At 45.5% G+C, this 25,771-nt stretch carries 17 protein-coding genes; 13 read left to right on the forward strand and 4 right to left on the reverse strand.

Annotation, left to right across the window (positions count from 1 at the left end; translation table 11 throughout):
* Positions 1 to 111 precede the first annotated feature (111 nt).
* The 3 genes from HP548_RS22665 (at position 112) to HP548_RS22675 (ending at position 3,919) form a co-directional block, all read left to right on the forward strand.
* Positions 112 to 873 carry an SDR family NAD(P)-dependent oxidoreductase gene (locus tag HP548_RS22665; RefSeq protein ID WP_076288690.1) on the forward strand — a complete coding sequence of 254 codons (762 nt, stop codon included), beginning with the start codon at positions 112 to 114 and terminating at the stop codon, positions 871 to 873.
* A gap of 224 nt (positions 874 to 1,097) precedes the next feature.
* Positions 1,098 to 2,825: a ubiquinone-dependent pyruvate dehydrogenase gene (gene poxB / locus HP548_RS22670; RefSeq protein ID WP_076288691.1), complete on the forward strand. Its 1,728-nt coding sequence runs from the start codon at positions 1,098 to 1,100 to the stop codon at positions 2,823 to 2,825.
* A 338-nt stretch (positions 2,826 to 3,163) separates the two neighbouring features.
* Positions 3,164 to 3,919, forward strand: a complete 756-nt coding sequence (locus HP548_RS22675; protein WP_063563872.1) for an SDR family NAD(P)-dependent oxidoreductase — start codon at positions 3,164 to 3,166, stop codon at positions 3,917 to 3,919.
* 98 nt (positions 3,920 to 4,017) lie between these two features.
* Here the strand turns inward: HP548_RS22675 and HP548_RS22680 are convergent, their stop codons facing one another.
* From HP548_RS22680 to HP548_RS22695, 4 genes are all read right to left on the reverse strand, one after another.
* A complete protein-coding gene (locus HP548_RS22680; protein ID WP_175382937.1) occupies positions 4,018 to 5,199 on the reverse strand; it encodes an MFS transporter in 1,182 nt (393 codons plus the stop codon).
* A gap of 246 nt (positions 5,200 to 5,445) precedes the next feature.
* Positions 5,446 to 5,730, reverse strand: a complete 285-nt coding sequence (locus HP548_RS22685; protein ID WP_175382938.1) for an ArsR/SmtB family transcription factor — start codon at positions 5,728 to 5,730, stop codon at positions 5,446 to 5,448.
* A 170-nt stretch (positions 5,731 to 5,900) separates the two neighbouring features.
* Complete coding sequence (locus HP548_RS22690) at positions 5,901 to 6,245, reverse strand: ribosomal L7/L12 family protein (protein WP_175382939.1); 345 nt, start codon at positions 6,243 to 6,245, stop codon at positions 5,901 to 5,903.
* A gap of 39 nt (positions 6,246 to 6,284) precedes the next feature.
* A complete protein-coding gene (locus tag HP548_RS22695; RefSeq protein WP_090898352.1) occupies positions 6,285 to 7,475 on the reverse strand; it encodes a cytochrome P450 family protein in 1,191 nt (396 codons plus the stop codon).
* Between the two features lie 570 nt (positions 7,476 to 8,045).
* Between HP548_RS22695 and HP548_RS22700 the strand changes: the two genes are divergently transcribed.
* From HP548_RS22700 to HP548_RS22745, 10 genes are all read left to right on the forward strand, one after another.
* Positions 8,046 to 9,146, forward strand: coding sequence for an ATP-binding protein (locus tag HP548_RS22700; RefSeq protein WP_163754056.1), 1,101 nt, complete (start codon positions 8,046 to 8,048; stop codon positions 9,144 to 9,146).
* On the forward strand, positions 9,134 to 11,536 hold the full coding sequence (locus tag HP548_RS22705; RefSeq protein ID WP_175382940.1) for a DUF5682 family protein: 2,403 nt from the start codon (positions 9,134 to 9,136) through the stop codon (positions 11,534 to 11,536). The genes HP548_RS22700 and HP548_RS22705 overlap by 13 nt, the downstream gene beginning before the upstream one ends.
* A gap of 23 nt (positions 11,537 to 11,559) precedes the next feature.
* Positions 11,560 to 12,711, forward strand: a complete 1,152-nt coding sequence (locus HP548_RS22710) for a VWA domain-containing protein (protein WP_246318186.1) — start codon at positions 11,560 to 11,562, stop codon at positions 12,709 to 12,711.
* Positions 12,712 to 12,762: 51 nt separating this feature from the next.
* Positions 12,763 to 16,278, forward strand: coding sequence for a DUF4132 domain-containing protein (locus HP548_RS22715; protein ID WP_175382942.1), 3,516 nt, complete (start codon positions 12,763 to 12,765; stop codon positions 16,276 to 16,278).
* Positions 16,279 to 16,282: 4 nt separating this feature from the next.
* Positions 16,283 to 18,013: a hypothetical protein gene (locus HP548_RS22720; protein ID WP_175382943.1), complete on the forward strand. Its 1,731-nt coding sequence runs from the start codon at positions 16,283 to 16,285 to the stop codon at positions 18,011 to 18,013.
* The gene (locus HP548_RS22725; RefSeq protein ID WP_099853856.1) at positions 18,000 to 18,278 is read left to right on the forward strand and encodes a hypothetical protein; all 279 of its coding nucleotides are present in this window, start codon (positions 18,000 to 18,002) and stop codon (positions 18,276 to 18,278) included. The genes HP548_RS22720 and HP548_RS22725 overlap by 14 nt, the downstream gene beginning before the upstream one ends.
* 180 nt (positions 18,279 to 18,458) lie before the next feature.
* Positions 18,459 to 20,969, forward strand: a complete 2,511-nt coding sequence (locus tag HP548_RS22730; RefSeq protein WP_175382944.1) for a WG repeat-containing protein — start codon at positions 18,459 to 18,461, stop codon at positions 20,967 to 20,969.
* Positions 20,970 to 21,203: 234 nt separating this feature from the next.
* Positions 21,204 to 23,003, forward strand: a complete 1,800-nt coding sequence (locus HP548_RS22735) for an ABC transporter ATP-binding protein (RefSeq protein ID WP_175382945.1) — start codon at positions 21,204 to 21,206, stop codon at positions 23,001 to 23,003.
* Complete coding sequence (locus HP548_RS22740; protein ID WP_175382946.1) at positions 23,000 to 24,742, forward strand: ABC transporter ATP-binding protein; 1,743 nt, start codon at positions 23,000 to 23,002, stop codon at positions 24,740 to 24,742. The genes HP548_RS22735 and HP548_RS22740 overlap by 4 nt, the downstream gene beginning before the upstream one ends.
* A 59-nt stretch (positions 24,743 to 24,801) precedes the next feature.
* On the forward strand, positions 24,802 to 25,764 hold the full coding sequence (locus tag HP548_RS22745; RefSeq protein WP_246318161.1) for an ABC transporter substrate-binding protein: 963 nt from the start codon (positions 24,802 to 24,804) through the stop codon (positions 25,762 to 25,764).
* Positions 25,765 to 25,771 lie beyond the last annotated feature (7 nt).

Here is a 25,771-nt window from a genome sequence, read left to right on the forward strand (position 1 = left end):
TTCGAAAGCGTTTTCCAGTTTGATTAATGAGGGTTAAATCATTATTAAATCCTTTTTTTCATCACTAAATTTCGTGACTACACATGTGGCTCAAAGGAGGGGACTGTCCTTATGAAATTGGATCTTACAGGTAAAACAGCACTGGTGACAGGCGCAACCGGTCAATTGGGAAGGGTCATCGCTCGTACGTTGGCAGACTGTGGTGCTGATCTCGCGCTGCATTACATAAATAATGATACGAAGGCTAGAGAACTTCAGGCTGAGATTGAAGCCATCGGTCGGAAAACGGTCATTGTTCAGGGCGATATCACGAAGCAGGATACGGCATTTCGGATGCGGGATGAAATTCAGTCCAGCCTTGGCGATGTGGATATCGTGGTTGCCAATGCAGTCATCCAATATGCCTGGACAACGGTGCTGGAACAATCACCGGATGATTATATAAGTCAGTTCGAATCATGTGTGATGCAGAGTGTGTATCTTGCCAAAGCATTCATCCCATATATGAAAGAAGCCAGAGCTGGTCGATTCATTGGTATCAATACGGAATGTGCGATGCAAAATTTTGCTACCCAGTCTGCATATACGGCTGGAAAACGCGGCATGGATGGTTTGTACCGTGTGCTGGCGAAAGAGGTAGGCGAATATCAGATTACGGTCAACCAGGTTGCACCTGGATGGACGATCAGTGAGCGCGACCGCAACAGTGAGTCGGGGCATGATGAGGGTTATATTCAAACTGTACCGTTGAAACGCAGGGGAGAAGATCAGGAAATTGCCAATGCGGTAGCATTTCTGGCTTCCGACCTGTCCTCGTTTATTACAGGAGCTTATATCCCGGTCAGTGGTGGCAATGTGATGCCTGCCATTTAATATTGATTTATGGATGTGATGAATTACTAAACATGCAATGAACCGCTTTTTAAACCATAACAAGCCAAGATCCGTTTGTCAGTCCATGACAAGCGGATTTTTGTATATATCCATAAATACATATGATTTTGTTTCTAATTTCAAAAGATTGGGGTAAAAGAATAGGTAGTTTAACGCGGTGGAAACATAACTCAAAATAAGCGAATAAAGGAGACCGACCTGTCATGAAAAAAACAATTGCAGACGTTCTGGTCGAAGCACTATTGAACGCAGGCGTCAAACGCATCTATGGTATCGTTGGAGACTCCTTGAATGCGGTACTCGATTCCATCCGTCGTTCGGGTAAAATTGAATGGATTCATGTCCGCCATGAGGAAGTTGCAGCTTTTGCGGCCGGGGCAGATGCCCAAGTGAGCGGAAGTATCGCCGTATGTGCGGGCAGCAGCGGACCGGGAAACATGCACTTGATTAACGGTCTGTATGACTGTCATCGGAACCGTGTACCGGTACTTGCCATCGCTGCTCATATTCCAAGTGATGAGATTGGGAGTGAGTATTTTCAGGCGACTCATCCAGAGTATTTGTTTCAGGAATGCAGTCATTATTGTGAAGTCATCACAACAGCCAAGCAGATGCCGCGTTCCTTTACGATGGCAATGCAGACCGCAGTAGCGCGTTCAGGCGTTTCCGTCATTATACTGCCGGGTGATGTAGCGGCTTTGGAAGCGGCGGACCTACCTGTTCCGGAGCATGTATATCATGCGACACAGCCTGTTGTACACCCTTCCGAACCTGAACTGCGGAAACTGGCGGAATTCTTGAATCAAGGAAAAAAAATTACGTTGCTGTGTGGTGCAGGCTGCGCCGGTGCGCGTGAACCTCTGATGCAGCTCTGTGATCGCTTGAAATCTCCTATGGTTATTGCTTTGCGAGGCAAGGAATACCTGGAATACGATAACCCGTATTCGGTGGGCCTCACAGGATTAATCGGATATTCCTCCGGTTATCATGCCATGATGGACTGTGATGTGCTCCTGATGTTGGGAACTGATTTTCCGTACCGTCAATTCTTCCCGGAAGATGCGGTTGTACTTCAAGTGGATATTCAGTCTTCACACCTTGGTCGCCGTACAAAGCTCGATTATGGATTGTGCGGAGACATAAAGGCCACCATTGAAACATTATTACCTTATCTCACGGAAGAACATAGCGACAAACATTTGCATAAAAGTGTGGAACGTTACGAGAAAGTTCGCAAAGAATTGGATGAGCTTGCCGTAGGTAAACCCGGAAAAACACCAATTCATCCACAGTATCTAACCAAGGTTATCAGCGATGCTGCAGCAGAAAATGCAATCTTCACCTGCGATGTAGGTACACCTACGGTATGGGCGGCTCGCTATATTGAAATGAGCCGTAATCGCCGATTGTTAGGTTCATTCAGTCATGGCACTATGGCGAATGCTCTTCCACAGGCAATTGGAGCGCAGGTGTCTGATCCGGGAAGACAAGTGATTTCTTTGTCCGGTGATGGCGGCATTGCCATGCTGATGGGTGATCTTCTGACGCTTAAACAGCATAATCTCCCGATTAAAGTTGTCGTGTTTAACAACGGTGCACTCAGTTTTGTTGAACTGGAGATGAAAGCTGCCGGATTGCTTGAATCCGGTACCGAGCTCGTAAATCCCAACTTTGCCATGGTAGCTCAAGCGATGGGCCTGGAGGGGATACGAGTTGAAGATCCGGCTGATCTGGAAGGGGCTGTAGAGCGTGCATTGCAGCATGATGGCCCTGTTCTGATTGATGTTGTGGTGAACCGTCAGGAGCTGTCCCTGCCTCCGAAGATTAATATAAAACAGGCCGAAGGCTTCACCTTATGGATGATGAAGGCGGTGCTGAATGGGCGTGGCGATGAGCTGATTGAGCTGGCCAAAACCAATTTACTAAGATAAGTATAAGGTTTTCCTTAGCATTATCGCACCATGTTCAACTGTCGATCTGACAATGTAAATGCATGAAATTAAACTGTACATCTCACCAAAAAGAAGGGGAATGTTACACGCTTTTATTAACGAGTTCTCCTTCTTGAGATGTGTGGAATGTGATGAAAATTATAGTATGTGCTCATATTATATGGTTTGTTTTTAAATTGAAACTCCTTTAAAATAGGTAAAGTCAGGCAGGATTCAAAGCTTTTTACTCTACATATGTTGCATTCCAACGCAATACCGCTTCATATCGAATTAATCGATCCGATGACAGATGACGAACACACATGGAGGAGATCAAAATGAGTCACAAAGGAAAAGTAGCAATTATCACTGGAGCAGGAAGTGGATTAGGCCAAGCGACTGCACTGAAGCTGGCAGAAAAGGGCGCGTCTATAGTGGTCGTTGATCTCGTGGCTGAAACGGGTCAGGAAACTGTAAAACAGATTGAGAAGCTGGGCGGTAAAGCCATTTTTGTACAAACAGATGTAAGTAAGGCGAACGAGGTAGAGAATTATGTTAACAAAACGATCGAGGAATTCGGTCGAATCGACATGTTCTTCAATAATGCCGGGATCGCTGGTCCTGGTATTAAACTAATTGAGCATACTATCGAGCAGTTTGACCAAATCATTGATATTAACCTGAGAAGTGTATTTTACGGATTGAAGTATGTGATTACTGAAATGCTCAAAACAGGCGGTGGTTCCATCGTCAATACGGCATCTACAGCAGGTATTGTGGGTGTTCAAGCAGTTGCACCTTATGCAGCGACGAAGCATGGCGTAGTTGGACTAACACGTACAGCGGCCATTGAGTATGGCAAAGAAAACATTCGCGTGAATGCTATTGCCCCAGGTACGATTGAAACTCCAATGGTGGTTCAGTTCGGGAAGGATAATCCTGAAGTATTCAAAGCAACCCTTGACAGCATTCCATCCGGTCGTCTCGGTAAGCCTGAAGAGATTGCCAATCTGGTATCCTTCTTACTGGGAGACGAAGCTCCTTATATTAATGGCGCTGTTTATCCCATTGATGGTGCTGTAACTGCACAATAAGGCACCAATCAGACTGGAATAAGAAAGAGAGGCTACTGTAATATTACAGTGCCTCTCTTTTTGCGTGTTATCATTTTTATTCTTGATTATAAGCTCCATCATGCGACATTGGATGATTCGGTCTGAGCTGTTGTGGTAATTGCCGGACGGTAGGCAAGAATGATGATGATCATTGCAATTAGTACCCCTACAGCTCCAATCCAGGTGATGGATGACAATGATACTGAGCTGACAGCGATTCCCCCAATACCGGCACCAGCAGCCATGGCCAGTTGCATTACGGAACTGTTCAGACTTAACATAATTCCAGACGATTCTGGAGCCATTGTAACCAGATTATATTGCTGTGTTGGGCCGGAAGACCAAGCGGAAAAGGACCATAGGATCAACACAATGAAGATGGCCATACCTGAATGAGCCGTGATGTTTAGCACCAGCAGACTTATGACATGCAGGGCCATTCCCAGGATGAGTGTTCGCTTTACTCCCATACGATCGGCGCTGTATCCTCCAGATTTGGAACCAATCAGACTTGCGATCCCAAAAGCCAGCAAAGCGGAACTTAACAACGTTTCGCTCATGCCTGCAACAGATACCAAGTAGGGTGAAATGTAGGTATACGCAATAGAATAGCCTCCTAACCAGAAAAAGCTGACAAGTAGCGCAAATCCAATACGAGGTTGTTTGAGGAGCGCTAATTGTTTTTTCAAAGGAACGGGTGCTTCGCCTTCAGATGGCGGGATCGTAGATGCAATAACAATCATGGCAATCACACCCAAAATCGCGATACCTGCAAAAATAAGTTTCCAATCCCAAGCTGCAGCTACCATTCTTCCCAGTGGAACTCCCACGATTAGAGATGCGGTAAACCCCGTAATGACTGTTGCGATAGAGCTGGCCTGTTTGCCTGTGGGCGCTATTTTGGCAGCGACTGTCAGGGCTGTTACAACGACGACTCCAGCTCCCAGCGCCATAAGGACACGTGCAGCGATAAAGAGTCCATATCCAGGTAACAGGTAGGCCAAGACGTTGCCGACGACAAAAAGTCCCAGAAAGTAGAGCAGCAGCTTTCGTCGATCCATGCGGGATGTTAAGGCGATAATGATGGGCGTACCGAGCGCATAAATGAGTGAAAAAATTGTGATCAGCTGTCCCGCTGCAATCAACGATATATTCATGGTGTCCGAGATCCGATCCAGAATGCCCGCAATGACATATTCGGAGGTCCCTACAAGAAAGCTGACCAAGGCCAGGACATAGATTTTCCATGTGTTAGACATGAGTATATAACCTCTTTCTAATTATAATTATTATATTTTTAGAAATATAGAAATAAAGACGAGAGAACAGGATTAAGATAAAACTAATCTACCAATGAGGCAAAGCGAGTACTTAATCTATCAAATGTACCGCGTGCTATAGCAAAAGGGTATTTAAATGACAACCATAAGGCTCAGCGGACTAAGTAGCATTACCAATATAATGATTTTATATTTCTAGTATTATGGAAATATAAAACAAAAATTTTACTTCTCTAACAGATAAGGAGCGAATCTCTGTACAGTATCTGTATTCAGACTGTAGTAAATATACGTACCTTTCTTTTGTGAGGTCAACAAACCACAATCGGAAAGTTGCTTCAGGTGATGAGATAAAGTGGAGAGCGCTACAGTTACAAGCCGATTCTCCAAATCAGCTGGACACAGGTTGCTTTCACCCGAAAGGATCTGAATGATTTTATATCGCGTTTGTTCACCTAGCGCTTTATGAATTTTGACAGCCTGTTCAGTATCAATCGGATTGGATTGCATCAAAATCGGTCCTTTCGTCTTTATTTCTTATTTCTATAAATATTGAAATAACTTTATCATGTCTTTAGAAAAAAGTAAACTCCCCGCGAAGATCGTTGTTTCCAGTCGAACACGAATCAACTGAAAGCAAAAACCTTTGCAGGGAGTTGAAAAGTCTATCTACATACTAATTACAGGCGTTCAAGAGACTCAACGTAATCTTTGGCATCTTTCAATGACAGGTTTCTGGCTTCACGAGCCTTTTTGATTGCAATTATTTTCTTGCCCTGTTTTGCAAGCTCCTGCAACTCTTTATCAAGTTCAGTGAGGTCAGCCTGTGCCGGTGGAGTTAGAGACACATTCGCTGCAGAATCGTTATAACTGAGAGGGGAATGTGTGGTACGTCCTGAACCATTCTCCAGACGTTCAACATCCCTTTTCAATTCATTTAACTGGGTCTGCAAGCTGATGACGCGAACTAATAAGATAAGAATAAGAAACAAAAAAACAACTAGAACAATGGTGTTAATTTCCATGCATGCAGGTGCCTCGCTTTCCTTGCTTCAAATACATAACTATTTAAGCTGTACCGGGATCTCCTTAACACCTCGAACAATCATGCCGGGTCTCCATTCAAGTTCATTAACATCCGTCTGAAGCTGCATATCGGGAAAGCGGCGAAGCAGTGTATTAATCGCAATCTCGCCTTCAAGTCGCGCGAGAGGGGCTCCCAGACAGAGATGAATGCCTTTGCCAAAAGCCAAATGTGGGCTCTTCTCACGTGTGATGTCAAAAACATCCGCATCTTTAAATTTCTCTTCATCCCGATTGGCTGAATCCAGTGCTACAATGACTAGTTCACCTTCAGCGATGTGATGTCCATGAAATTCTATGTCCTCGGATGCCCAGCGAGATGTGCTGAATTCAACCGGACCGTTATAACGCAGCATTTCTTCAACAGCATTATGGATTAACTCAGGCTGCTTGATCAGCAGGTCGCGTTGTTCCGGATGCTCCAAAAGGGCAAGTACACCATTACCGATCAGATTGACAGTTGTTTCGTGCCCGGCGATGATCAGCAGAGCGACAACACCAAGCAGTTCCTTTTCAGTGAGTTGTTCTCCTGATTCTTCTGCTACAACGAGCTGACTGATCAGATCGTCACCCGGCTGCTCACGTACTTTGGCAAACCAATTATTCAGGTAATCAATGAACTCCTGGGCATGCTTCTCAAACACTTCGGAATGCTCCGCACTTGTCGCATCGATAATGGAATTGGACCATAAACGGAATTTGTCCTGATCTTCAAGAGGTACACCCAGGATCTCGCTGATGACAATGATCGGTAATGGAAATGCAAACTCATCAATCAGATTCATCTTATCCTGGGAATTGAGATTATCCAGGAGATCGTCAGCAATATCTTGAATGTGGCTTCTCATGCCCTCAATCAATCTTGGAGTAAAAGCCTTCTGTACGAGTCCACGTAACCGGCGATGATCAGGTGGGTCGGAAAAAAGCATGTTATGCACGAATATATTTTGTTGATCGGGTCCATAACGTTTGACTACGTCCTTACTGAAACGGTTGTCTTTCAACACTTCCACTGCATCCTCATAGCGGCTAATAATCCAACCGAAATCACCATGAGGAAACAGGACTCTGTGAATAGGATCATTTTGTCTCAGCTTTTCGTATACGGGGTAAGGGTTCTGTGTAAATTCTTGAGTGAACAACTCAGACTGTGAAGTTTCATTAGTACTCAAATGGTTAATCTCCTCTCATCAAAAGCTCGTATTGTTACGCATCTTATCTAAGGGATCATATGTTAATTTCGGTGGCTTCATACGAAAAGCCTGCACCATCTATATATTCAATATTGGATGGATTGAAACCTTGTTTTTGACTAACAAATATGGTATAGAAAGCCTATTTAATTTTAGATAGAATAGCACATGGAATAAGGAATAAAATCAATAGAAATGAAGTAAAGACACAGACTACTGGGCTGTGTTTTTTTGTGAGATTGGACTTGAGCTGCTTGAACCATATTACGTGGTGTTTAATGAACTATAGGGACGTATGGCCTATAAATTGAAGTTATCTACAACAACAACGAGGATTCAAATTAGTTTTGAATGCAACCTCCATGATGCAACGATATAAGTAATTCACAATTATGCTACGAACTATGTCCATTGGCTCAGGAAGAATGCCGATAAGAAGGACGTTTCAACCATTTTTGGCGTTTTCTAAGTCCGTTCAAAGGCTACTGTGATAAGATAAAACTTAATAAGAACATACGATCTGTTTATGCGAGAGGAGTAACCTTGACGATGGAGATGCTTAAGCCACCCGCCGAGACACTATATGAGACAGAATTAAGGGCGTTACGAGAAGAAGATACGGGAAAACGTCCTCCAAACTGGCTACTGTCCCCGGCCTATGTCAGAGATTTTATTATTGGCAGGGATAAACCTGCAATGTTGAATGGAGAGGAGGTTTCCATTACACGGAAATTTTATGGCAACGATGTTCTCATTGAACGTGCTGTAGTGACACTGGCAGGCAATCGGGGCTTGATGCTTGTTGGAGAACCCGGAACAGCCAAGACCATGCTCAGTGAACTGCTGACCGCCGCCATTTCTGGTACCAGTCTCAACACAATTCAGGGTACGGCAGGTACAACCGAAGACATGATCAAATATTCCTGGAATTATGCCATGCTGCTGGATAAAGGCCCGTCCGAAGCTGCACTTGTACCCTCGCCTTTGTATAACGGAATGAAGAAAGGAATTCTTACCCGTTTTGAGGAGATTACACGTTGCCCCGCTGAAGCACAGGATAGCCTGATCAGTATTCTTAGTGACAAGGTGATGAGTATACCTGAGCTGGATGGTGGTGTGCTGTTTGCCAAACCGGGGTTTAACGTGATCGCTACGGCGAACATTCGTGATAAGGGCGTCAATGAAATGAGTGGTGCGCTGAAGCGCCGTTTCAATTTTGAGACGATCAAACCGATTAGCAGTGTGAAAATGGAAGCCAAAATTATTGAATCCCAGGCGCGAAGCCTATTATTACATAGCGGAATAGACACCGAGATTAATTCGGATGTGGTTGAATTGCTGGCTACGACATTTATGGAGCTTCGCACAGGAATGACGCGGGAAGGTTACAAATTGGATACGCCCCAAGCGTCCATGAGTACGGCTGAAGCCGTATCTGTATATGTACAGAGTGCAATGACTTCCTATTATTACGAAGACAAGGGAATCGCATTGGATCGGCTGGTGCAAAACATGCTAGGGACGATAGCGAAAGAAAGCGACAAGGATCTGTCCATTCTCAAAACTTACTTCTCCAAGGTCGTGAAGGAGCGTTCGAGAGAAGAAGGGATTTGGAAGGATTACTATGAGGAAAAGAAATGGATCGGTTAACAAGAAATGCGGATTTGGATGTTGCACAGTTACAGACGCTGTTTGAGTCGCAAGTGTATAACCTGAACAACGGAACGGTTTATTTTCCTATACGCCATCATAGTCCAGCCTGTTCCTATCATTTGTTGCGATTAATTGAAGAATACAAGCCGGATATCATTCTAATCGAAGGACCTGAGAGCGGCAATCCTTTACTTCAAGTTCTGTCTGATGAGGCGACCGTACCTCCTGTCAGTCTTTACTACACATATGATAGTGAAGAGGAGAGAGCGGCCTGTTATTATCCGATGCTTCGTTATTCTCCTGAATATGTAGCGCTGAAAGAAGCAGCTCGGCTGAGCATCACTGCAACTTTTATCGACCTGGATTATCATCATTTCTCCAAGCCCAACAAGGCAGAACAGCGGGAGATATCCATTCAAGACGAGACATTGCTTGCAGGGTCTGAGTTTATCCACCGTTTATGCCAGAAAACAAACTGTCGAAGTTTCGATGAATTGTGGGAGAACGTATTTGAAATTGGTGGTCTGGAGAAGTCAACACAGGCATTTGTACAGGATGTATTCACGTACTGCACCTTATCCCGGATGTGTTATTCAGCAGAGCGCTTGCACAGTACAGGTGATTTGGCAAGAGAAGCTCATATGAGAAGTCGTATTAAGCAGGCTGGGCAGGAGCATGAACGTGTGCTTGTCATTACTGGCGGATTTCATACGTATGGACTGCTGATGCCCGAGAATCATGAGACGGACTCTGAAGAGATGACGATGCAAGAGCTTGTGAAGGCTCAGAATTCGGTGCATCAGCAGATGTATCCCATGGTCTACACGTTTGCCGAAGCGGATCGGCTGAATGGGTATGCAAGCGGCATGCCTTACGTGAATTATTACGAACAGATATGGACTCAGCTGCTTCGGCAAAAGAACTCCGTGTACAATTTGACCGCTTTGGACTTGTTATCACGACTAACTCGCAAGCTGAGGGAAGGGCATGAACATGTATCAACCAGCGACGCTATTGAGGCATACAGCATGGTTCAAGGACTCGCAGGACTGAGAGAAAAAAGGGAAGGTGGAGTCTATGAGCTGATGGATGCAACACTTTCTTCCTTTGTAAAGGGTGAACTTACGTTAGCTTCAGACAAACCAATACAAGAACTGCACAGATTGCTAACCGGGGATGTCATCGGAAAAGTGGCTCCCAACCCATTCAGTATTCCGATCGTTGAGGATTTCAAAGAACGTTGTACAGAATCAAAACTTCAAATTCGTACTACAGGCCAACATAAGAAGATACTTGATTTATATGCCAAACCAGATCATCGTCGGCAAAGTCAATTGTTTCAATGTATGGTCTATCTCGTTCCGGATTTCGCGAAGCGACAATCGGGCCCGGATTGGATTGCACAGCGTGACATGAACCTTGTTCGGGAGACGTGGGTATATTCCTATTCCTCCAGAATTGAGGCTCGATTAATCGAGAACTCGCTCTATGGAGGCACAATTCAGGAAGCCGCTACGCGCAAGATGGAAGAGGAAATGCAGGGAATACCGGATCATCACAGCGGTGACCTCGCCAAAGCCATGCTGCAGGCTCTGCTCATGGGCCTGCAGGATAGCGCAATGAAGCTGTATGAACAAGTAAAGTCAGCGCTCCGGAAGGATGGGAATTTCTTGTCACTGTGCGGAAGTCTGCATATTTTGAATCGAATTCAGCAGCATCGCAGTCTTCTTGGGTTGTCTGAGGAACAGCAGCTTCTCAACCTCGTGTCCGAAGCCTATAACAATGCCGTGGACAAACTGATGCAGCTCTCAAGAACGAATCCGGATGAACATGAAGCGATTGTCCAGGGACTGAAGCTGCTTGCCATGCTGGCAGAATCGTCCGAAGAGCATTTCCGGGATGAACCATTCAGGGCACATCTGGATGAACTTCTGTCAGACAGCCAGCTTCCGGCACAGCTGGAGGGGGTGTGTATTGCCGTATCTTCAGGACTTGGCGATAGGCATAGAGAAGAGATCGTGGATCGAGCACGTGCATATATCCGGGGATCGCAGGAACAGACTCGCCAGACTGCACTTTATCTACAGGGTGTGTTCTCTGTAGCACGGGACGCTTTTCTGTATGAAGATCAGCTTTTATCAGAATTGAACTATATGATCGAGAAGCTTGATTATGAAGAGTTTATTCGTATGATCCCTGAACTTCGTTTGGCGTTTACTTACTTCACACCAATGGAGACAGGCCTAATTGCGGATCGGGTTGCGAACTTGCATCAGGTAGAGAACGAAGAGATGTCATGGCCTTCTGTTGACGAACGATTGCTGATCCAGACGAAAACATGGGATGAAGCCCTTCGGAAGGAGTTTGACACATGGAAGCTGATCTGAATGAGCTCAATACTACCAAGGAAATGGTGAAAGACAATGCAGAGCTGAACCGGGCAGAGACCTTAAACCGTTGGCGCCTTATCCTGGGTGAATCCTCCGAAGAAGGACTGTCCAATGCAGATGACTACTCCCCTGATGATTTTAAATATACCGAAGTCGATGAGATTCTCGGATATCTGTATAATCGCGAATATGGTGAAGAGCAGGGTTACAGAAAAGGGGGAGGAAGAGGCCCCTCGGACCTTACCGTCCCCAAATGGTTGCATAAGGTCAGGGAACTGTTCCCGAAATCAACGGTAGAAATTTTGGAGAAACAGGCGCTTGACCGTTATGGCCTAACGGAATTGTTAACGGACAAAAAGCTGCTGGAATCCCTCGAACCCAATATGAACCTACTCAAGAACATTATGCAATTTAAAGGACGAATGAAAGGCGACGTATTAAAGAGCGCCAAGGAAATCGTACGAGTCGTGGTTGAAGAGCTGCGACGCAAACTCGAATCTCAGACCAAAGCGAGCATTATGGGGAAACGCAGCCGTTATGCATCCAGTTCAGTACGTTCCTTGCGCAATTTGAATTTCAAGCAGACGATTACCAAGAACTTGAAGAACTATGACAAAGACAATCGAAGATTTGTAATTGATCGTCTATATTTTGATGGGAATATCCAGTCTCACAACAAGTGGGACATCATCATTGGTGTGGATGAGAGCGGAAGCATGTTGGATTCAGTGATATACAGTTCGGTGATGGCAAGCATTTTCTATCGCCTGAATGCACTGCGAACAAAATTGTTCATTTTTGACACACAGGTTGTCGATTTGAGTGACAGGCTGGAAGATCCGGTAGATGTGCTTATGAATGTGCAGCTTGGCGGGGGAACGCATATTACCAAGGCACTCCGTTATGGTGAGACGTTAATCGAAAATCCTGGGAAAACAATATACATTCTCGTTAGCGATTTGGAGGAGGGTTACCCGATCCAGCACATGTATAAGGCATGCAAGGATATTCTGGATACGGGCTGCAAATTGCTTGTGCTGACCGCACTCGATTTTAACGGAGATACCGTGTACAACAAACATGCTGCGCAAACGTTATCCAATATGGGTGCACATGTTGCTGCGATTACACCCAATGAGTTGGCAGATTGGATTGGCGAAATTATTACTTAATTGGTTATATATAAGATCATTTATAAACTCATATTCGAGGAGGAATGTGTCATGTTAACTGCAGATCGCGCAGTAGAAGCTCTGGTGGAGAAGTTTGCAGAGGTGTGTTCCAATGAATATTCGTTGAAAACGGATCGGAGTCCGGAAATCATAGATTATGTGATGGGAACGACGGATAAGTTTCCTGATATGATGGGAGGTTCCAGCCATTATGCGTACCAGACGATAGAAGTACTCATGAAAATTGCCAAAAAAGATGACGGAGACATCTTTTTTCGAGCGGGAGCCATTGTAATTCATATGGAATCCAATTATTCCAGAAGAAATTCGTGGAGAACCGATGGTTTTACGCTCTGCCTTGGAAACGACTCGGAAGCTTATGGACTGAGTGGAAAGAGCAAAACCAATGATCGGATGGGCGAATTGCTGTCCCGTTTGGAGAAAATCAATCGCTATGCTGGAGAGAAGGAAATTCTGGATGAATTAAAGAGCAGACTGAAGGGGAATTCCCATGATGTAATCAATGGAATGATACTCCTCCGACTCTATTCAGATCTCAATAATAGCCCTTCCCATCTTGCCCAGGTGCAACAGTTCACTCAATCTCTGCCAGCATTGTTTCAACATGTGATGACCCATGATACAAGTAAGCTGCGGAAAGAATTGCATGCATTGATTGAGCCATTGGTGGTTTGCAATTTTCAAACGAAGCATAACAAATCTGCATATGAATTAAATGATGAATTCCTCCGGGAGAAGCATAATCAGGTTATAGCTGAGAACTATTCGAACACTCCTCTTTCCAAAAAGGAGCAACTGTCTTACAGTGAGTTCGACAAGACGATGATCCTCTTGAGCAATGCTTTGTTGTATTTGGTTAACATCAGTGGCGGCAAACAACGTTTCCTTGAAGACAAAAGTGAGACCGGTCTTATTTTGCTCGAAGCCATAAACCAATTACATGAGATCTATCCACTTGAAGTTCGGCGCTATTTGTTAAGTATGGATACAAGAACGAAAAATGCCAACGAATTGCTGTCAGGGCTGGTGCCCCTGGACGAGCCATATCAGCTCATCGAAATGTTGCGTAATGAACTCGAATCGTACACCATACCATGGCAATTTCTGCAATCAACGATTGTGAATGATCCGCAACAAGCAATTCGTGCATACCACATATTAAAACCCCCATTCCTCAAATTGTGTATTCAAAAAGTGCTGGAGGATCATGGAATCGCAGTGCCAGATGTGGATGAAACGGTTGAACAAGCCGTATTCAGCGCTCTTCGACATCCATTAGATGGAGGCAGACAGGGACTTGCGATTGCACGATATTTGAACGGTGAAAGCTCCTTTGAAGAATACTGGGAAGATCCGAATAGTCGAGGACTGTTTAATAACCTGAATCGTGACAAAAGGCGTGTTCATAACTTGATCAGCATTAGTTTCCTGCCTTTGAATTCGGAGGCGATGCGTCGGTTCGTGATTCTAACCACGTATCCCGAGTGGACACTGGATATCGTTTCTGATATGTATCAATCTTACGCGTTTAGCGGTGAGAAGCTGTTGGAACTTTACGGCCAAGATCCAGAGGTAAAACAAGAGAAATTGCTGTCCAGTCTGATTTCTCTCAACGGTATGACCGATTATAAGTACAAATCGATGCCTCAGGATGAATATCGACGGATCATTCAGCAAAATCTGGACTTTGCTCTGGGACAGTACAAGAAACTACCCACGGACACGCGCATCTTAATTTTGGAAATCACCTTTGAACAACGTCAAGAGCTGTCGACTAAACAGGTAGCTGAAGCAATTCGTGCCGGATTGCAGGATTCATCCAAAAAGGCAAATGGCGTGGCATTATCTGAATTCAATCGGATTCCTGACCAGGACTTATACACGACAATATATCGTTCGGAGAAAAAAACGGGTGTGAAAGAAATGGCTCTGAGCGCCATCCGCAGTTTGGATAATAGCAAGGAGATATACCTTGAGCTTCTGAAGGGTGAGAAGTCTGCCGAATGGAAGAACCTGATTCAAATTCTGCTGGATACCGCGGATCAAAGTCCAGAGTATGCTCATGCGGCACTTGCAGATCAGGCAGATGCCAAAAAGCTGACCAGACTAAGTTGGTTTTCTTTGAACGATCTTCCTTCTCTGATACGTTCAGAGGACAATCAACCATTAGATGATCGAATCAAGCAATATATCTTGGTCCAATCAATAGATCATACATCTGCGCCGAACGAAAGACTGAATGAACTCCGTGAGTATGTAAGCGAGGAATCGCTCGCACGTTTTGCTAGCGAGCTGCTGCAGTTGTGGATTCAGGAGAGTGCTTCTGCGAAGGAGAAGTGGGTAATGTACCTCTCGGCACTCTTTGGCGATACTCAAATTGTGAATATATTGGCTCCCCAAATTAAGGAATGGACAGAAAACAGCCGAGGGGCCATTGCGGCTGATGCTGTAAAAGTACTGGCCTATCTTAAGGAACCTTCTGCTCTTATGGCGATTGACAAGATTAAACGCACTGTGAAGAACCGCCAGGTTAAGGGTGCGGCTGAAGAAGCGTTGCAGCTGGCAGCGGAAAATTTGGGACTCACCTCTGAACAACTGGAAGATCGACTCGTCACCACACTTGGTTTTGATAAGAATGGAACGATGCAGCTGAGCTACGGGGAGCGTTCATTCCTGATTAAAGTGAATGGAGATCTGCAGGTCGTTGTTGTAAATGAAGAAACGGGTAAATCTGTGAAGAGTCTACCTGCTCCTGCACAGAAAGATGATGCTGAACTTGCAGCACAATCTAAGGCACGTTTCACACAATTGAAGAAGGATCTCAAAACAATGGTTAACATCCAGGCGCAACGTCTGGAAGAATCTTTGTCAAAACAACGGCTGTGGTCTGCTGATGAGTGGACAGCGTTGTTTGTACAGAATGTAATCATGCAGAAATTTGCTGTAGGTCTGATATGGGGCACATATGAAGATGGTCAGTTGGTCACCACGTTCCGTTATATGGAGGATGGAACGTTTAATACCGTCGATGAGGATGAATACGAGCTGCCTTCGGGATCTCTAGTGGGATTGATTCATCCACTCGAACTTGACCAATCTACGCTCGAAGGATGGAAAACGCAGCTGGAAGATTATGAGATCAAGCAGCCGTTTGAGCAGCTGAATCGTCAAATTCATGTGCCTGAGGATGAAGACAAAAATAAGGTTGAATATGACCGCTTGCCGGAGTCGGATTTCTCTCCCACCGCATTCCCCAAAGCACTGGAGAAATATGGATGGATCAAAGGTCCAGCACAGGATGGCGGCTGGTATCATGAATTTTACAAAGAGTATGGAGATCTTATCGCAGAACTGCGCTTCAGTGGTACCAGCATTTCATATTATGAAGGATTGGAAGATATCACGCTGGAATCTCTGCACTTCTTTAAACCTGGCAGTCAGAAACATTACTATTATAGCGATCACAAGTCCATTGCTTTGGGTGAAATTGCAGGTCGTGTGTTCAGTGAGACGATCTATGATATTTTAAGAGCGTCAGGACGTTGATCACGTGAGTGGATTTGAACTGAAATTTCGGATGTTTTCGAAGCTGTGTACGGAGGATTATTTGATTCGAAATGCCAACAAAGGGTTGTACAAACGGTCTCTGAAAGAGTTGGATAATGGCTTGACTGTGCAATACACTTGGAATGAAGCCTCTGTGAGTTGTCAGTTGAGTGATGGTACACATTGTTCGCTTGAAAATACGCTGGATCATTGGGAGTGTTCCTGTCCGGCAGACAACATTTGCAAACATATACTGATTTCGATTTTGTATTATCAGCGGGAACATCAGACAGAAGATACATTAAATCAGGGTGAAGCAGCGTCATCAGAGGAGTTGGAACCTGATTCTGGCCTAGTAACGGAGTCCCGCTTCCGCTGGATGGTTGAATCGGATCTTGCTCCTTTGATTAAATCATATAGTTCTTCATTGGTTGAGGAGGTTCTGTTCCGATTAAGATATCCCGAGCAGATTGAAGTATTGGAAGATTCTCTTCTAACCGTGCGTCTGGTGAAACAAGAAATTGAGGTTTCGTTTACAGAGGAAGCTAGTCTGGCTAAGGCCCTGTGCAAAGAAAAACAAACTGCCGGTAATATGGCCAAACTTGAAGCATTATTGCGGTATCGGATGCAACAAGGTTTGGATGATACGGAAGCCATAAGTGGAAGAGTCCATGATACCACGTTTTCACTTCAAACGGTGCGGGAATGCCGTTACATGCTGGCAGATCTGCTAAAGACGGGACTTGCTCGTCTACCGCAATCGTATATTGCTCAATTGGAGACACTGGCGATTGCGGCCCATAGTGGTCATCTTCCTGACGTTGAGCGGAGTTTACGCGGGATTCAGGGGGAACTGCAATTGTTTTTTAACCGACACGTACGGTTCTCCATGCAATCGATGCTTGATCGGGTAAGCAAGTTGTATCTTGCATTACAGGTGCTTGAACAAGAGAAGGTATCTGCATTCAAACAGAGTCAGCTCATTGGCAGTTTCCGAAGTAAATACTATACGGTTCCAGAGCTGCATCTGTATGGACTGGGTGCTGATGCATGGGAGACACGCTCCGGTTACCGTGGAATCACTTATTATTTCTATTGCTCTGATGATGCGGAAATCTATACGTACAGCGATGTGCGGGCTGTATACTATGAAGATAATCAATTCTCATATACAGAGCATTATGGTTCCTTCACTCCATGGCTGCCCAATCTGACTTTTCGTCAATTTGCCGGGGAAGAGATTCAGTTTCGCTCGGTGAAAGTGAATGAAGAGCATAGACTCTCCTCCGGGGAAGGCGCAAAGCTTACACTGTTGCCTCGAACATCAGTGGAAGAGGTGAATCTGGGCAAGTACATGCAAGATATACCCTCCGTACTCGCTGAAGATGCACGCTCATTTGAATTGTTTTCCGTTCCGAAAGAACGACTGGCGATGATCAAGGTTGCCCGGGTTTTAGAGCATCGCTTCGAGAAGCAATCACAGGACCTTATTCTAACGATGGAGAGTGACCATGGGGAGACGTTGGATCTGACTCTTCCTTATTCAACGGAATGGGAGACCATGATCAAACGGCTAGAGTCTGGCTATGGAGCAGGAACACTCGAAGACTTCTATGCTTTTGTACGTATAGAGCAACAACGGATATACCCGATCAGCTTCCTGAAGGGTCCAACAGTGATCAGTCTGAAACTGGATACGGGTTATGGAAGGACGGGGAGAATTGGAAGACTATAGTCAGTTGATGCAGAAGATTAACAGCTGGTCAGAAGAGCTGTTTCTTCGCGGATTATCCCAATTCACATTGAAAGATATTGATGTATTGGAACAGCTAATTGTGGAGACCTCGAGGTTCCAAATGGCTTTCCTTCGTGAAATACTGGAACTCTTGATCGAAGAGGGCCGAAAAACTGCTCTGGGGAGCGGTGATGAGGAGCTAATGTTGCTTCACTATTGCCGCCTCACACAGTATGTACAGCTCAGCACTCAAGAATCATCCTGAACCGATTGGCACATAAAGAATTGCAGAAGCATGAGCCTCTGCAATTCTTTTTATTTTATTTGAGTAAATTAGGTTTTTGAATCTCCAAAGTTAACGGTTATATTCGCTCAGATGTCATATCCCCGCTTATGATGCATACCCATACCATTAGGCGAATGCTGTCTTAAGGAGGAAACAGGCATGTCCATGAGCGAACCTCTGTTAACGCAAATTGTCAATCAACATATCCCGGCTGACGCAACTGTCGTCACCATTGATAAACCGGTCAAACATCCGGCCATTTATGCTTCAGATTTAACCGGAGACGGAATGCCGGAAATTGCTGCTGTATATGAGCAGGGCGGAGAATTGATGCTGCTTGTTCTGAAATTTTACCAGGGTCACTGGATCAAGATGTCTTTGACCAAAGGCCTGGGTTATGGTGTTACCTTGCTGACAGCGGCATCTGTGACATCCACGGCGCGGAACAATCTCATTGTTGGCTGGCAGGTCGGTGCGATCTGGTCGAAGCTTGCTGTATACGATTGGACAGAATCAGGACTGACAGATCAGGCGCCAGAAGATTTGTATTACAGCCATGCGGAAATCATCGATATGCCGGGTCACCACGGCAGAGATGGCAAAGTAGAGATTGCACTATGGATTCATGATACAGGTGAAGCTTATCGGGTCGAAATCATCCGCTGGCAGAATGGTAAATGGGTTCCTGCAACTGATGTATATCCGTATTACTTCCCAAAAGTTGTACAGTATTACGAACAATTAACTGCACAATATCCAGACTACACTTTCTATTGGTATTATCTCGCCGATGCACAGTTCAAGGCCGGGCAATTTCCTGCCGCACTCATTTCTGTCCAAAAAGCGCTAAGCTTCAATGAACCATACCCTTCACGGGAAGTTCTGCTTGAGCTGGAAAAAAAGATTAGGCAAGCCATGGGCACAGAGGTTCCGCGTGAAACGACGTGGTTATTTCCGATATCGGTCAGAACAACAACTGGAACCCGGTGGGGTTATATGGACGCCCAAGGTCGTATTCGTCTTGAACCGATACTTGACGATGCCCAAGACTTTCAACGAAATGGCCTGGCTGTCGTCGTAAAAGACGGGAAGACTGGCATCATCAATCTTAACGGGCAATTTGTCGTTCAACCTGTATACGATTCCATTAATTCTTTCACAGAAGGTCGGGCCATTGTCATTGATTCCCAAGGGTTCAAGATGATTGATGAACAAGGCGCAGTATTGACCAAACGGGCATATCCCTTTATTGCCGATGTGAAGGACGGCCGGGCGTTGTTTTACCTTTCAGACAACAGTCAGGCAGGCGGTGAGGTCAGTCGTTACGGTTACTTGGATACCTCCGGAAATGAGGTCATTCGGGCACAGTTCGCTTCAGCGAACGATTTTCAGGATGGCAAGGCCGTTGTGCAGATCAAAGAAAATGAATATGCGTTAATTAACCGAAATGGTGAGCGGCTGGCGACGTATCCGTATGCCTACGTAGGACCTCTGGGTAACGGATTACTTCCTTTTCAGAAAGAGACATCGGGTAAATACGGTTATATCGACGAAAGTGGTCATATCCGAATTCAGCCGAGCTTCACTTCGGCATTTCCGTTCAGTGGTGGATACGCTATTGTGAATACAGCGGAGGATTACAACTACATCTATGGCGTTATTAACACACAGGGCACATTTACCATCCAACCCGCCTATAATGACATTCGAGATCTGGGAGAACATCGGCTAGCCCTGGGGCAAGCGATTGACCCCAAACAGTCTTTCTTAGGTTCGGTCTATGCAATTGCAGATGTCACTGGTAGAAAACTTTCCGATTTTGTATATACGGATGTATCGAATTACAAGGGAGGGCTGGCTTCAGTCACGAATGGAACACAAACGTTCTTTCTGGATCTAAATGGGCGACCTGCATCGGGATACCCCCGTGTTGAAGGCTCGGGCACACTTGAATTGGTAGCTCCCGATGTGATCAAGGCGTATGTGGACCAGCGCGTATCCTATGTAAACCGAAACGGGCAGATCATTTGGCGGCAAAATACAATCGTTCCGCTTCACCCGCCATATCGTGTACGGGAAGAGAAATATAAGCCAAACCCCGATTATCTCGTGTATTATCCGCAGGTGGAAGGGTTAACCGATCAAGCCGTTCAGCTTGCAGTAAACGCCAAGTTAAAGGCACTATCCCAAGTGAAGCCAATCCCTGCGGATCAGAAGCTGGGTTACACATATACAGGGGATTTTGATATCACGTTCTATCAGCAGCAATTGCTTCAACTCAAGCTCACGGGTTATAACTACCCGGCTGGTGCAGCACATGGCATGCCGACGATGATCTATGCGATTATTAATCTGAGCAGCGGCCAGATGTATGAACTCAAGGATTTGTTTAAACCGAACAGTGATTATGTTAAGGTGCTCAGCAAAATTGTAGGTGATCAGATCAAAAATGATCCACAATACTCTTATGTTTTTCCGGACACGTATGAGGGAATCAGCCCGGATCAGCCTTTTTTTGTCACAGCGAATGCACTACATCTATACTTTAGCCCTTATGAAATCGCTCCTTATGTCGCGGGATTTCCGACATTTACAATTCCTTTTGCCCAGATCAAGGATATCATTAATACAGAGGGTTCATTCTGGAAAGCTTTTCACGAGCAGACGTAACCAATCCATGTCACCCCAGTGCAGAGAGGCCATATGTGCAATATATGGTCTCTTTTCTTTTGTTCTAGTGAATTATCAGATGAAATGAAACAAAATGATGCCATTTATTATCCGTATAGAGGTATTTTTGCTCCGTTTTAAGGTAGTAGCTGATCACTGTGCTGTGAGATATTAATGGGGCGTATATAACACTGCGCGATATTGAGAATGATTATTAATGTCAGGAGGAGCGGGATGAACACCACATCTGAAGTATCCGGTTTAATGGAAGTAACCAAGGAGCGGAAAGGTTTGCTGATTACAGCAAGTATCTTCTCGATTTTATCGAGTCTGCTGCAAATGGTTCCATTTATCGGAGTGTATAAAATCGTCGAAGAACTGTTAATCCATCGCCGAGAGCCATCTGGCCTGGACAGGGATTTGCTGATGTATTGGGGATTCGTCTCTTTTGGAGCGCTAATCGCGGGTCTTATCGCGCTCTATATTGGAGGAATGTGCTCGCATATCGCTGCATTCAACATCCTGTACCAGCTCAGAGTAAAGCTTGCCGATCATGTGGCAAAAGTGCCGATGGGGTATCACACTCGAACTGCGACAGGTGAGCTGAAAAAAATCATTGAAGTTAGCGTTGAGAAAATAGAGAAGTTCATCGCGCATCAGCTTCCCGATCTGGTGAGTGCGATCGTCATTCCACTAGTGCTACTATGCTATTTGTTCTGGCTAGATTACCGTATGGCACTGGTCTTGCTAGTTCCCATGATTATCGGGTTCTGGCTGCAAAGCAGCATCTTCCGAAGTGAACGGGGACGTCAGGCATATCGTGATTTTCAGTATGCGATTGAAGAAATGAACTCAACAGGGGTTGAATACGTAAGAGGAATGCCGGCGGTAAAAGTATTCGGTATTACAGCGGACTCGTTCCTCACCTTTAAACAGGCAGTAACGAGATATCGGGATATCTCGTTGAGAATAACCGATTTATGCAAGACGTCGTATGGCATGTTTTTCATCATCATTATTTCGCTGGTGACCTTTATTGTTCCGATCGGCATTTTACTTTCAAGCGAAAACGCAGGCAATCAGTCTTTCGCGATCACCTTTATTCTATTTCTAATCATTACACCAAGTTTGTCCGCACCACTCTTGAAACTGATGTATCTGGGTAGTGGCATGCGTGAGATCGTAGAAGGTCAGAATCGAATCAAGGCTGTATTTGCTGAGTCGGTTGTACAGGAACCTCTCACTCCGCTAGTGCCCGATACATATGATGTGGCTTTTCGGCAGGTATCCTTTGCGTATGAACAAAAGGATAGCAAAGCGTTCAAACCTGTGCTTCAAGAAGTTGATTTTGTAGCTAAAGCAGGAGAAATGACGGCATTGGTTGGACCTTCGGGTGGCGGAAAATCTACCATTGCCAATCTGCTTCTGCGTTTCTGGGACGTGCAGCAAGGCGAAATTACGATTGGTGGGGTTCCCATTCAGGAAATGGGGACAGAGAAGCTGATGGAGACGATTTCGTTTGTATTCCAGGACGTACATCTGTTCTACGATACGATTGAGGAAAATATCCGCATGGGCAATACAGCTGCATCGCGGGATGATGTCATTGCTGCGGCTCGAACAGCTTGTTGTCATGAGTTTATTGAGAAGCTGGATGAGGGATATGACACCAAAATTGGAGAAGGTGGTACGTACCTGTCTGGTGGTGAAGCTCAACGGATTGCCATTGCGAGAGCTTTACTCAAGGATGCTCCCATTCTCGTTTTGGATGAAGCGACAGCATATGCGGATGCAGAGAATGAACATAAGATCCAGCAAGGACTGGCCCAACTGGTTCAAGGTAAAACGGTGCTGATTATTGCTCATCGTCTAACAACGATTCGGTCAGCTGAACAGATCCTGGTCATTCGCCAGGGTACCATTGTTGAGCGAGGTACACATGATCAATTACGTGAGGCAGACGGTTTGTATGAGAAGATGTGGCAGGCCCATATTCATGCTGCTTCCTGGAAGCTTGGAGGTGCGAAGCAATGAGGAACTATTTATACAACATATCGGGTGGTAACCCCCGCAGTCTGCTTCCATCCATCATAGCCGCCATTCTGGACGGGATTGCCAAGATCATTCCGGCTGCGCTGCTCGTTGATATTTTCAATACGATATACAAATCCTTCGCTGAACCGGATAAGGGACTGGACATCCAGCGAATGTGGATGGTGTGCTGCATTCTGTTTGCATGGCTGTTGGTGGAGTATGCGGCTTACTCTTCTCTCTATGATAAAACCTATCGGGCAGCATACAGCCTCGCCGCAACGGGACGTTTGAAGCTGGCTGAACATATTCGTCATCTATCATTGGGTTTCTTCGGTAAAAGGGACCCGGGAGATCTGACCAATCTGATTCTGAGTGATTACGGACAGGTAGAGCATACGATCTCTCACAATCTGTCACAGCTCATCAGCGCAATTGTGCTGCCGGTGCTGGCTTTTGTTGGACTGCTGTTTGTAGATTGGCGAATGGCAGTTGCGATGTTCGTCGCTGTTCCACTGGGGGTGGCCTTGTTATGGGTGACAGACTCCATTCAGGCTCGCTTAAGCGAGAATCATGTGAGAGCCAAGAACGAAGCTGCCAGTCGACTACAAGAGTATTTGACCGGTATTCGTGAGATCAAAGCCCACAATATGGGCGGAGAACGATTTGAACGACTGCGTCGTTCTTTTAACGAGTTGAAGTCGGCATCCATTCGGTTGGAAGGCATTATGGGTCCGATGATTATGGGGGCGATGCTTCTTGCGCGTTCCGGCATGACGTGGATGATTTTGGCAGGGAGTTATTTGCTTGCTGGCGGGGAATTGACATTGCCGATATTTCTGCTATTTTTGCTAGTCGGTACGAAAGTGTTTGAACCTCTGACCGTTGCGCTGATGAGTTATGGTGAAATGCGATACTCCGCATATAGTGCACGGCGCATTATGGAAGTGCAGCAGGAGGCCCCAATGACAGGAACAGGAAGCGTACAACCTAATCAGGCGATTTCGTTTGACCGCGTAACCTTTGGTTATGATGATGAGCTGCCTGTGCTGAAGAATTTGTCGTTTACCATTCCTCCGCACACCATTACTGCACTTGTAGGGCCATCCGGTAGTGGAAAAAGTACGGTTACCCGTCTCATTGCGCGTTTCTGGGATGTGCAGTCAGGTTCCATTACCATTGGCGGGCAGCCAATTAACCGTATGGACCCGGAGAAACTGTTGGAGGATATCTCTGTTGTCTTCCAGGACGTGTATCTGTTTCAGGATACAATCGGTAACAACATACGTGTAGGGAAGAAAGAGGCTACCCAGGCAGAAATTGAAGAAGCAGCACGTCGGGCTTGCTGTCATGAGTTTATCGCAAGTCTGCCTCAAGGATATGACACGTTAGTGGGAGAAGGAGGCTCGACGTTATCTGGTGGGGAAAAACAGCGTATATCGATTGCACGTGCGTTGTTGAAAAATGCATCCATCGTATTGCTGGACGAAGCTACGGCATCACTTGATCCAGAAAATGAAGCCGCAGTTCAGCAAGCGATTAACGAGCTGGTCGCGAACAAAACGGTAATTCTAATCGCCCATCGTTTGAAAACGATCCAAAATGCGGATCAGATCCTTGTTCTGGATCAGGGCCAGCTTGTCGAACAAGGAACGCATGAGCAATTATTGCTAACATCAGGTATCTATTCGCGTCTGTGGCAATTACAGCATGATGCCGAGGGATGGCAGGTAAAGGTATAGCGATGAACGCAGTCGTCCAAACCAGATAGATGAATTGACTCAAAAGGAGAATAATTTAAATGTTAAAACGAATTTATATATGGATTGCACTATGCTCCATGCTGATGCTTGCGGCTTGCGGAACTGAACAGACAAGCAGTCAGGAGGTTAGTTCGTCAGAGGGAACGACGCAAGCGACAACGAAAGTCATCACCAATCCAAATGGAGAGGAAGTTACAATCCCCCTTAATCCGCAGCGGATTGTGGATCTGTCCGGCTCAACAGAGGAATTATTGATCGTTGGCAAAACGCCTGTCGCTACAACCAGCGCCGATTATGGGCAGCAGGATCAGATCACTCCACCCCTTAAAGACAAGTTGGATGCAAATACCGTGGTTCTGGGGTGGCTGGGCAGCAAATTCAGTATAGAAGCGGTGAATGCGTCGAACCCGGATCTGATCATTCTGGGAAAGGATTTTAATACAGATCAGTATGAAACCTTATCCTTAATTGCACCGACAATTGTTTTGCCATACTCGTATTATGATTGGAGAGAACGTCTGACGTTCCTGGCAGATACGTTCGGAGAAGAAACCAAAAAGGATGAGTTCCTGGCTAAATATGATGCAAAGTCGGCTGAGTGGAAGCAAAAACTTGAATCGGCTGTGAACGGTGAATCTTTTGCGGTCATCGAAACCTATCCTAACAATCTGGTGATCTATTCGAATAAAGGTGCGGCAGAGATGTTGTACGGCGAGTGGGGACTAAAACGCACAGAAGGTATTCCTGAGCCCGAAGGCTGGGGAGGCAAACAGATCAGTATAGAGGCGTTGATCTCCGTCAATCCGGACCAGCTGGTGCTGATGGAGAATAGCGAGAACAAGATGGAAGACAGCAAGGTGTGGAATAACATGAATGCCGTCAAGGATGGGAAGATTTATAAAATCTCCAGCGTAGATAACTACAATTATTCTTATACGGCTATGGGACGGATGGAACTCATGGATCGTTTGGGTAACCTGATTTTGGAAGGACAGAAGTAACGCTGAA

Source organism: Paenibacillus taichungensis (genome assembly GCF_013359905.1).
In the GTDB taxonomy this organism is placed as follows: domain Bacteria; phylum Bacillota; class Bacilli; order Paenibacillales; family Paenibacillaceae; genus Paenibacillus; species Paenibacillus taichungensis.

Coding starts and splice junctions, on each gene's coding strand:
- HP548_RS22665 (WP_076288690.1), top strand. CDS start 112: ATGAAATTGGATCTTACAGGTAAAACAGCACTGGTGACAGGCGCAACC.
- poxB (WP_076288691.1), top strand. CDS start 1,098: ATGAAAAAAACAATTGCAGACGTTCTGGTCGAAGCACTATTGAACGCA.
- HP548_RS22675 (WP_063563872.1), top strand. CDS start 3,164: ATGAGTCACAAAGGAAAAGTAGCAATTATCACTGGAGCAGGAAGTGGA.
- HP548_RS22680 (WP_175382937.1), bottom strand. CDS start 5,199: ATGTCTAACACATGGAAAATCTATGTCCTGGCCTTGGTCAGCTTTCTT.
- HP548_RS22685 (WP_175382938.1), bottom strand. CDS start 5,730: ATGCAATCCAATCCGATTGATACTGAACAGGCTGTCAAAATTCATAAA.
- HP548_RS22690 (WP_175382939.1), bottom strand. CDS start 6,245: ATGGAAATTAACACCATTGTTCTAGTTGTTTTTTTGTTTCTTATTCTT.
- HP548_RS22700 (WP_163754056.1), top strand. CDS start 8,046: ATGGAGATGCTTAAGCCACCCGCCGAGACACTATATGAGACAGAATTA.
- HP548_RS22705 (WP_175382940.1), top strand. CDS start 9,134: ATGGATCGGTTAACAAGAAATGCGGATTTGGATGTTGCACAGTTACAG.
- HP548_RS22710 (WP_246318186.1), top strand. CDS start 11,560: ATGGTGAAAGACAATGCAGAGCTGAACCGGGCAGAGACCTTAAACCGT.
- HP548_RS22715 (WP_175382942.1), top strand. CDS start 12,763: ATGTTAACTGCAGATCGCGCAGTAGAAGCTCTGGTGGAGAAGTTTGCA.
- HP548_RS22730 (WP_175382944.1), top strand. CDS start 18,459: ATGTCCATGAGCGAACCTCTGTTAACGCAAATTGTCAATCAACATATC.
- HP548_RS22735 (WP_175382945.1), top strand. CDS start 21,204: ATGAACACCACATCTGAAGTATCCGGTTTAATGGAAGTAACCAAGGAG.
- HP548_RS22740 (WP_175382946.1), top strand. CDS start 23,000: ATGAGGAACTATTTATACAACATATCGGGTGGTAACCCCCGCAGTCTG.
- HP548_RS22745 (WP_246318161.1), top strand. CDS start 24,802: ATGTTAAAACGAATTTATATATGGATTGCACTATGCTCCATGCTGATG.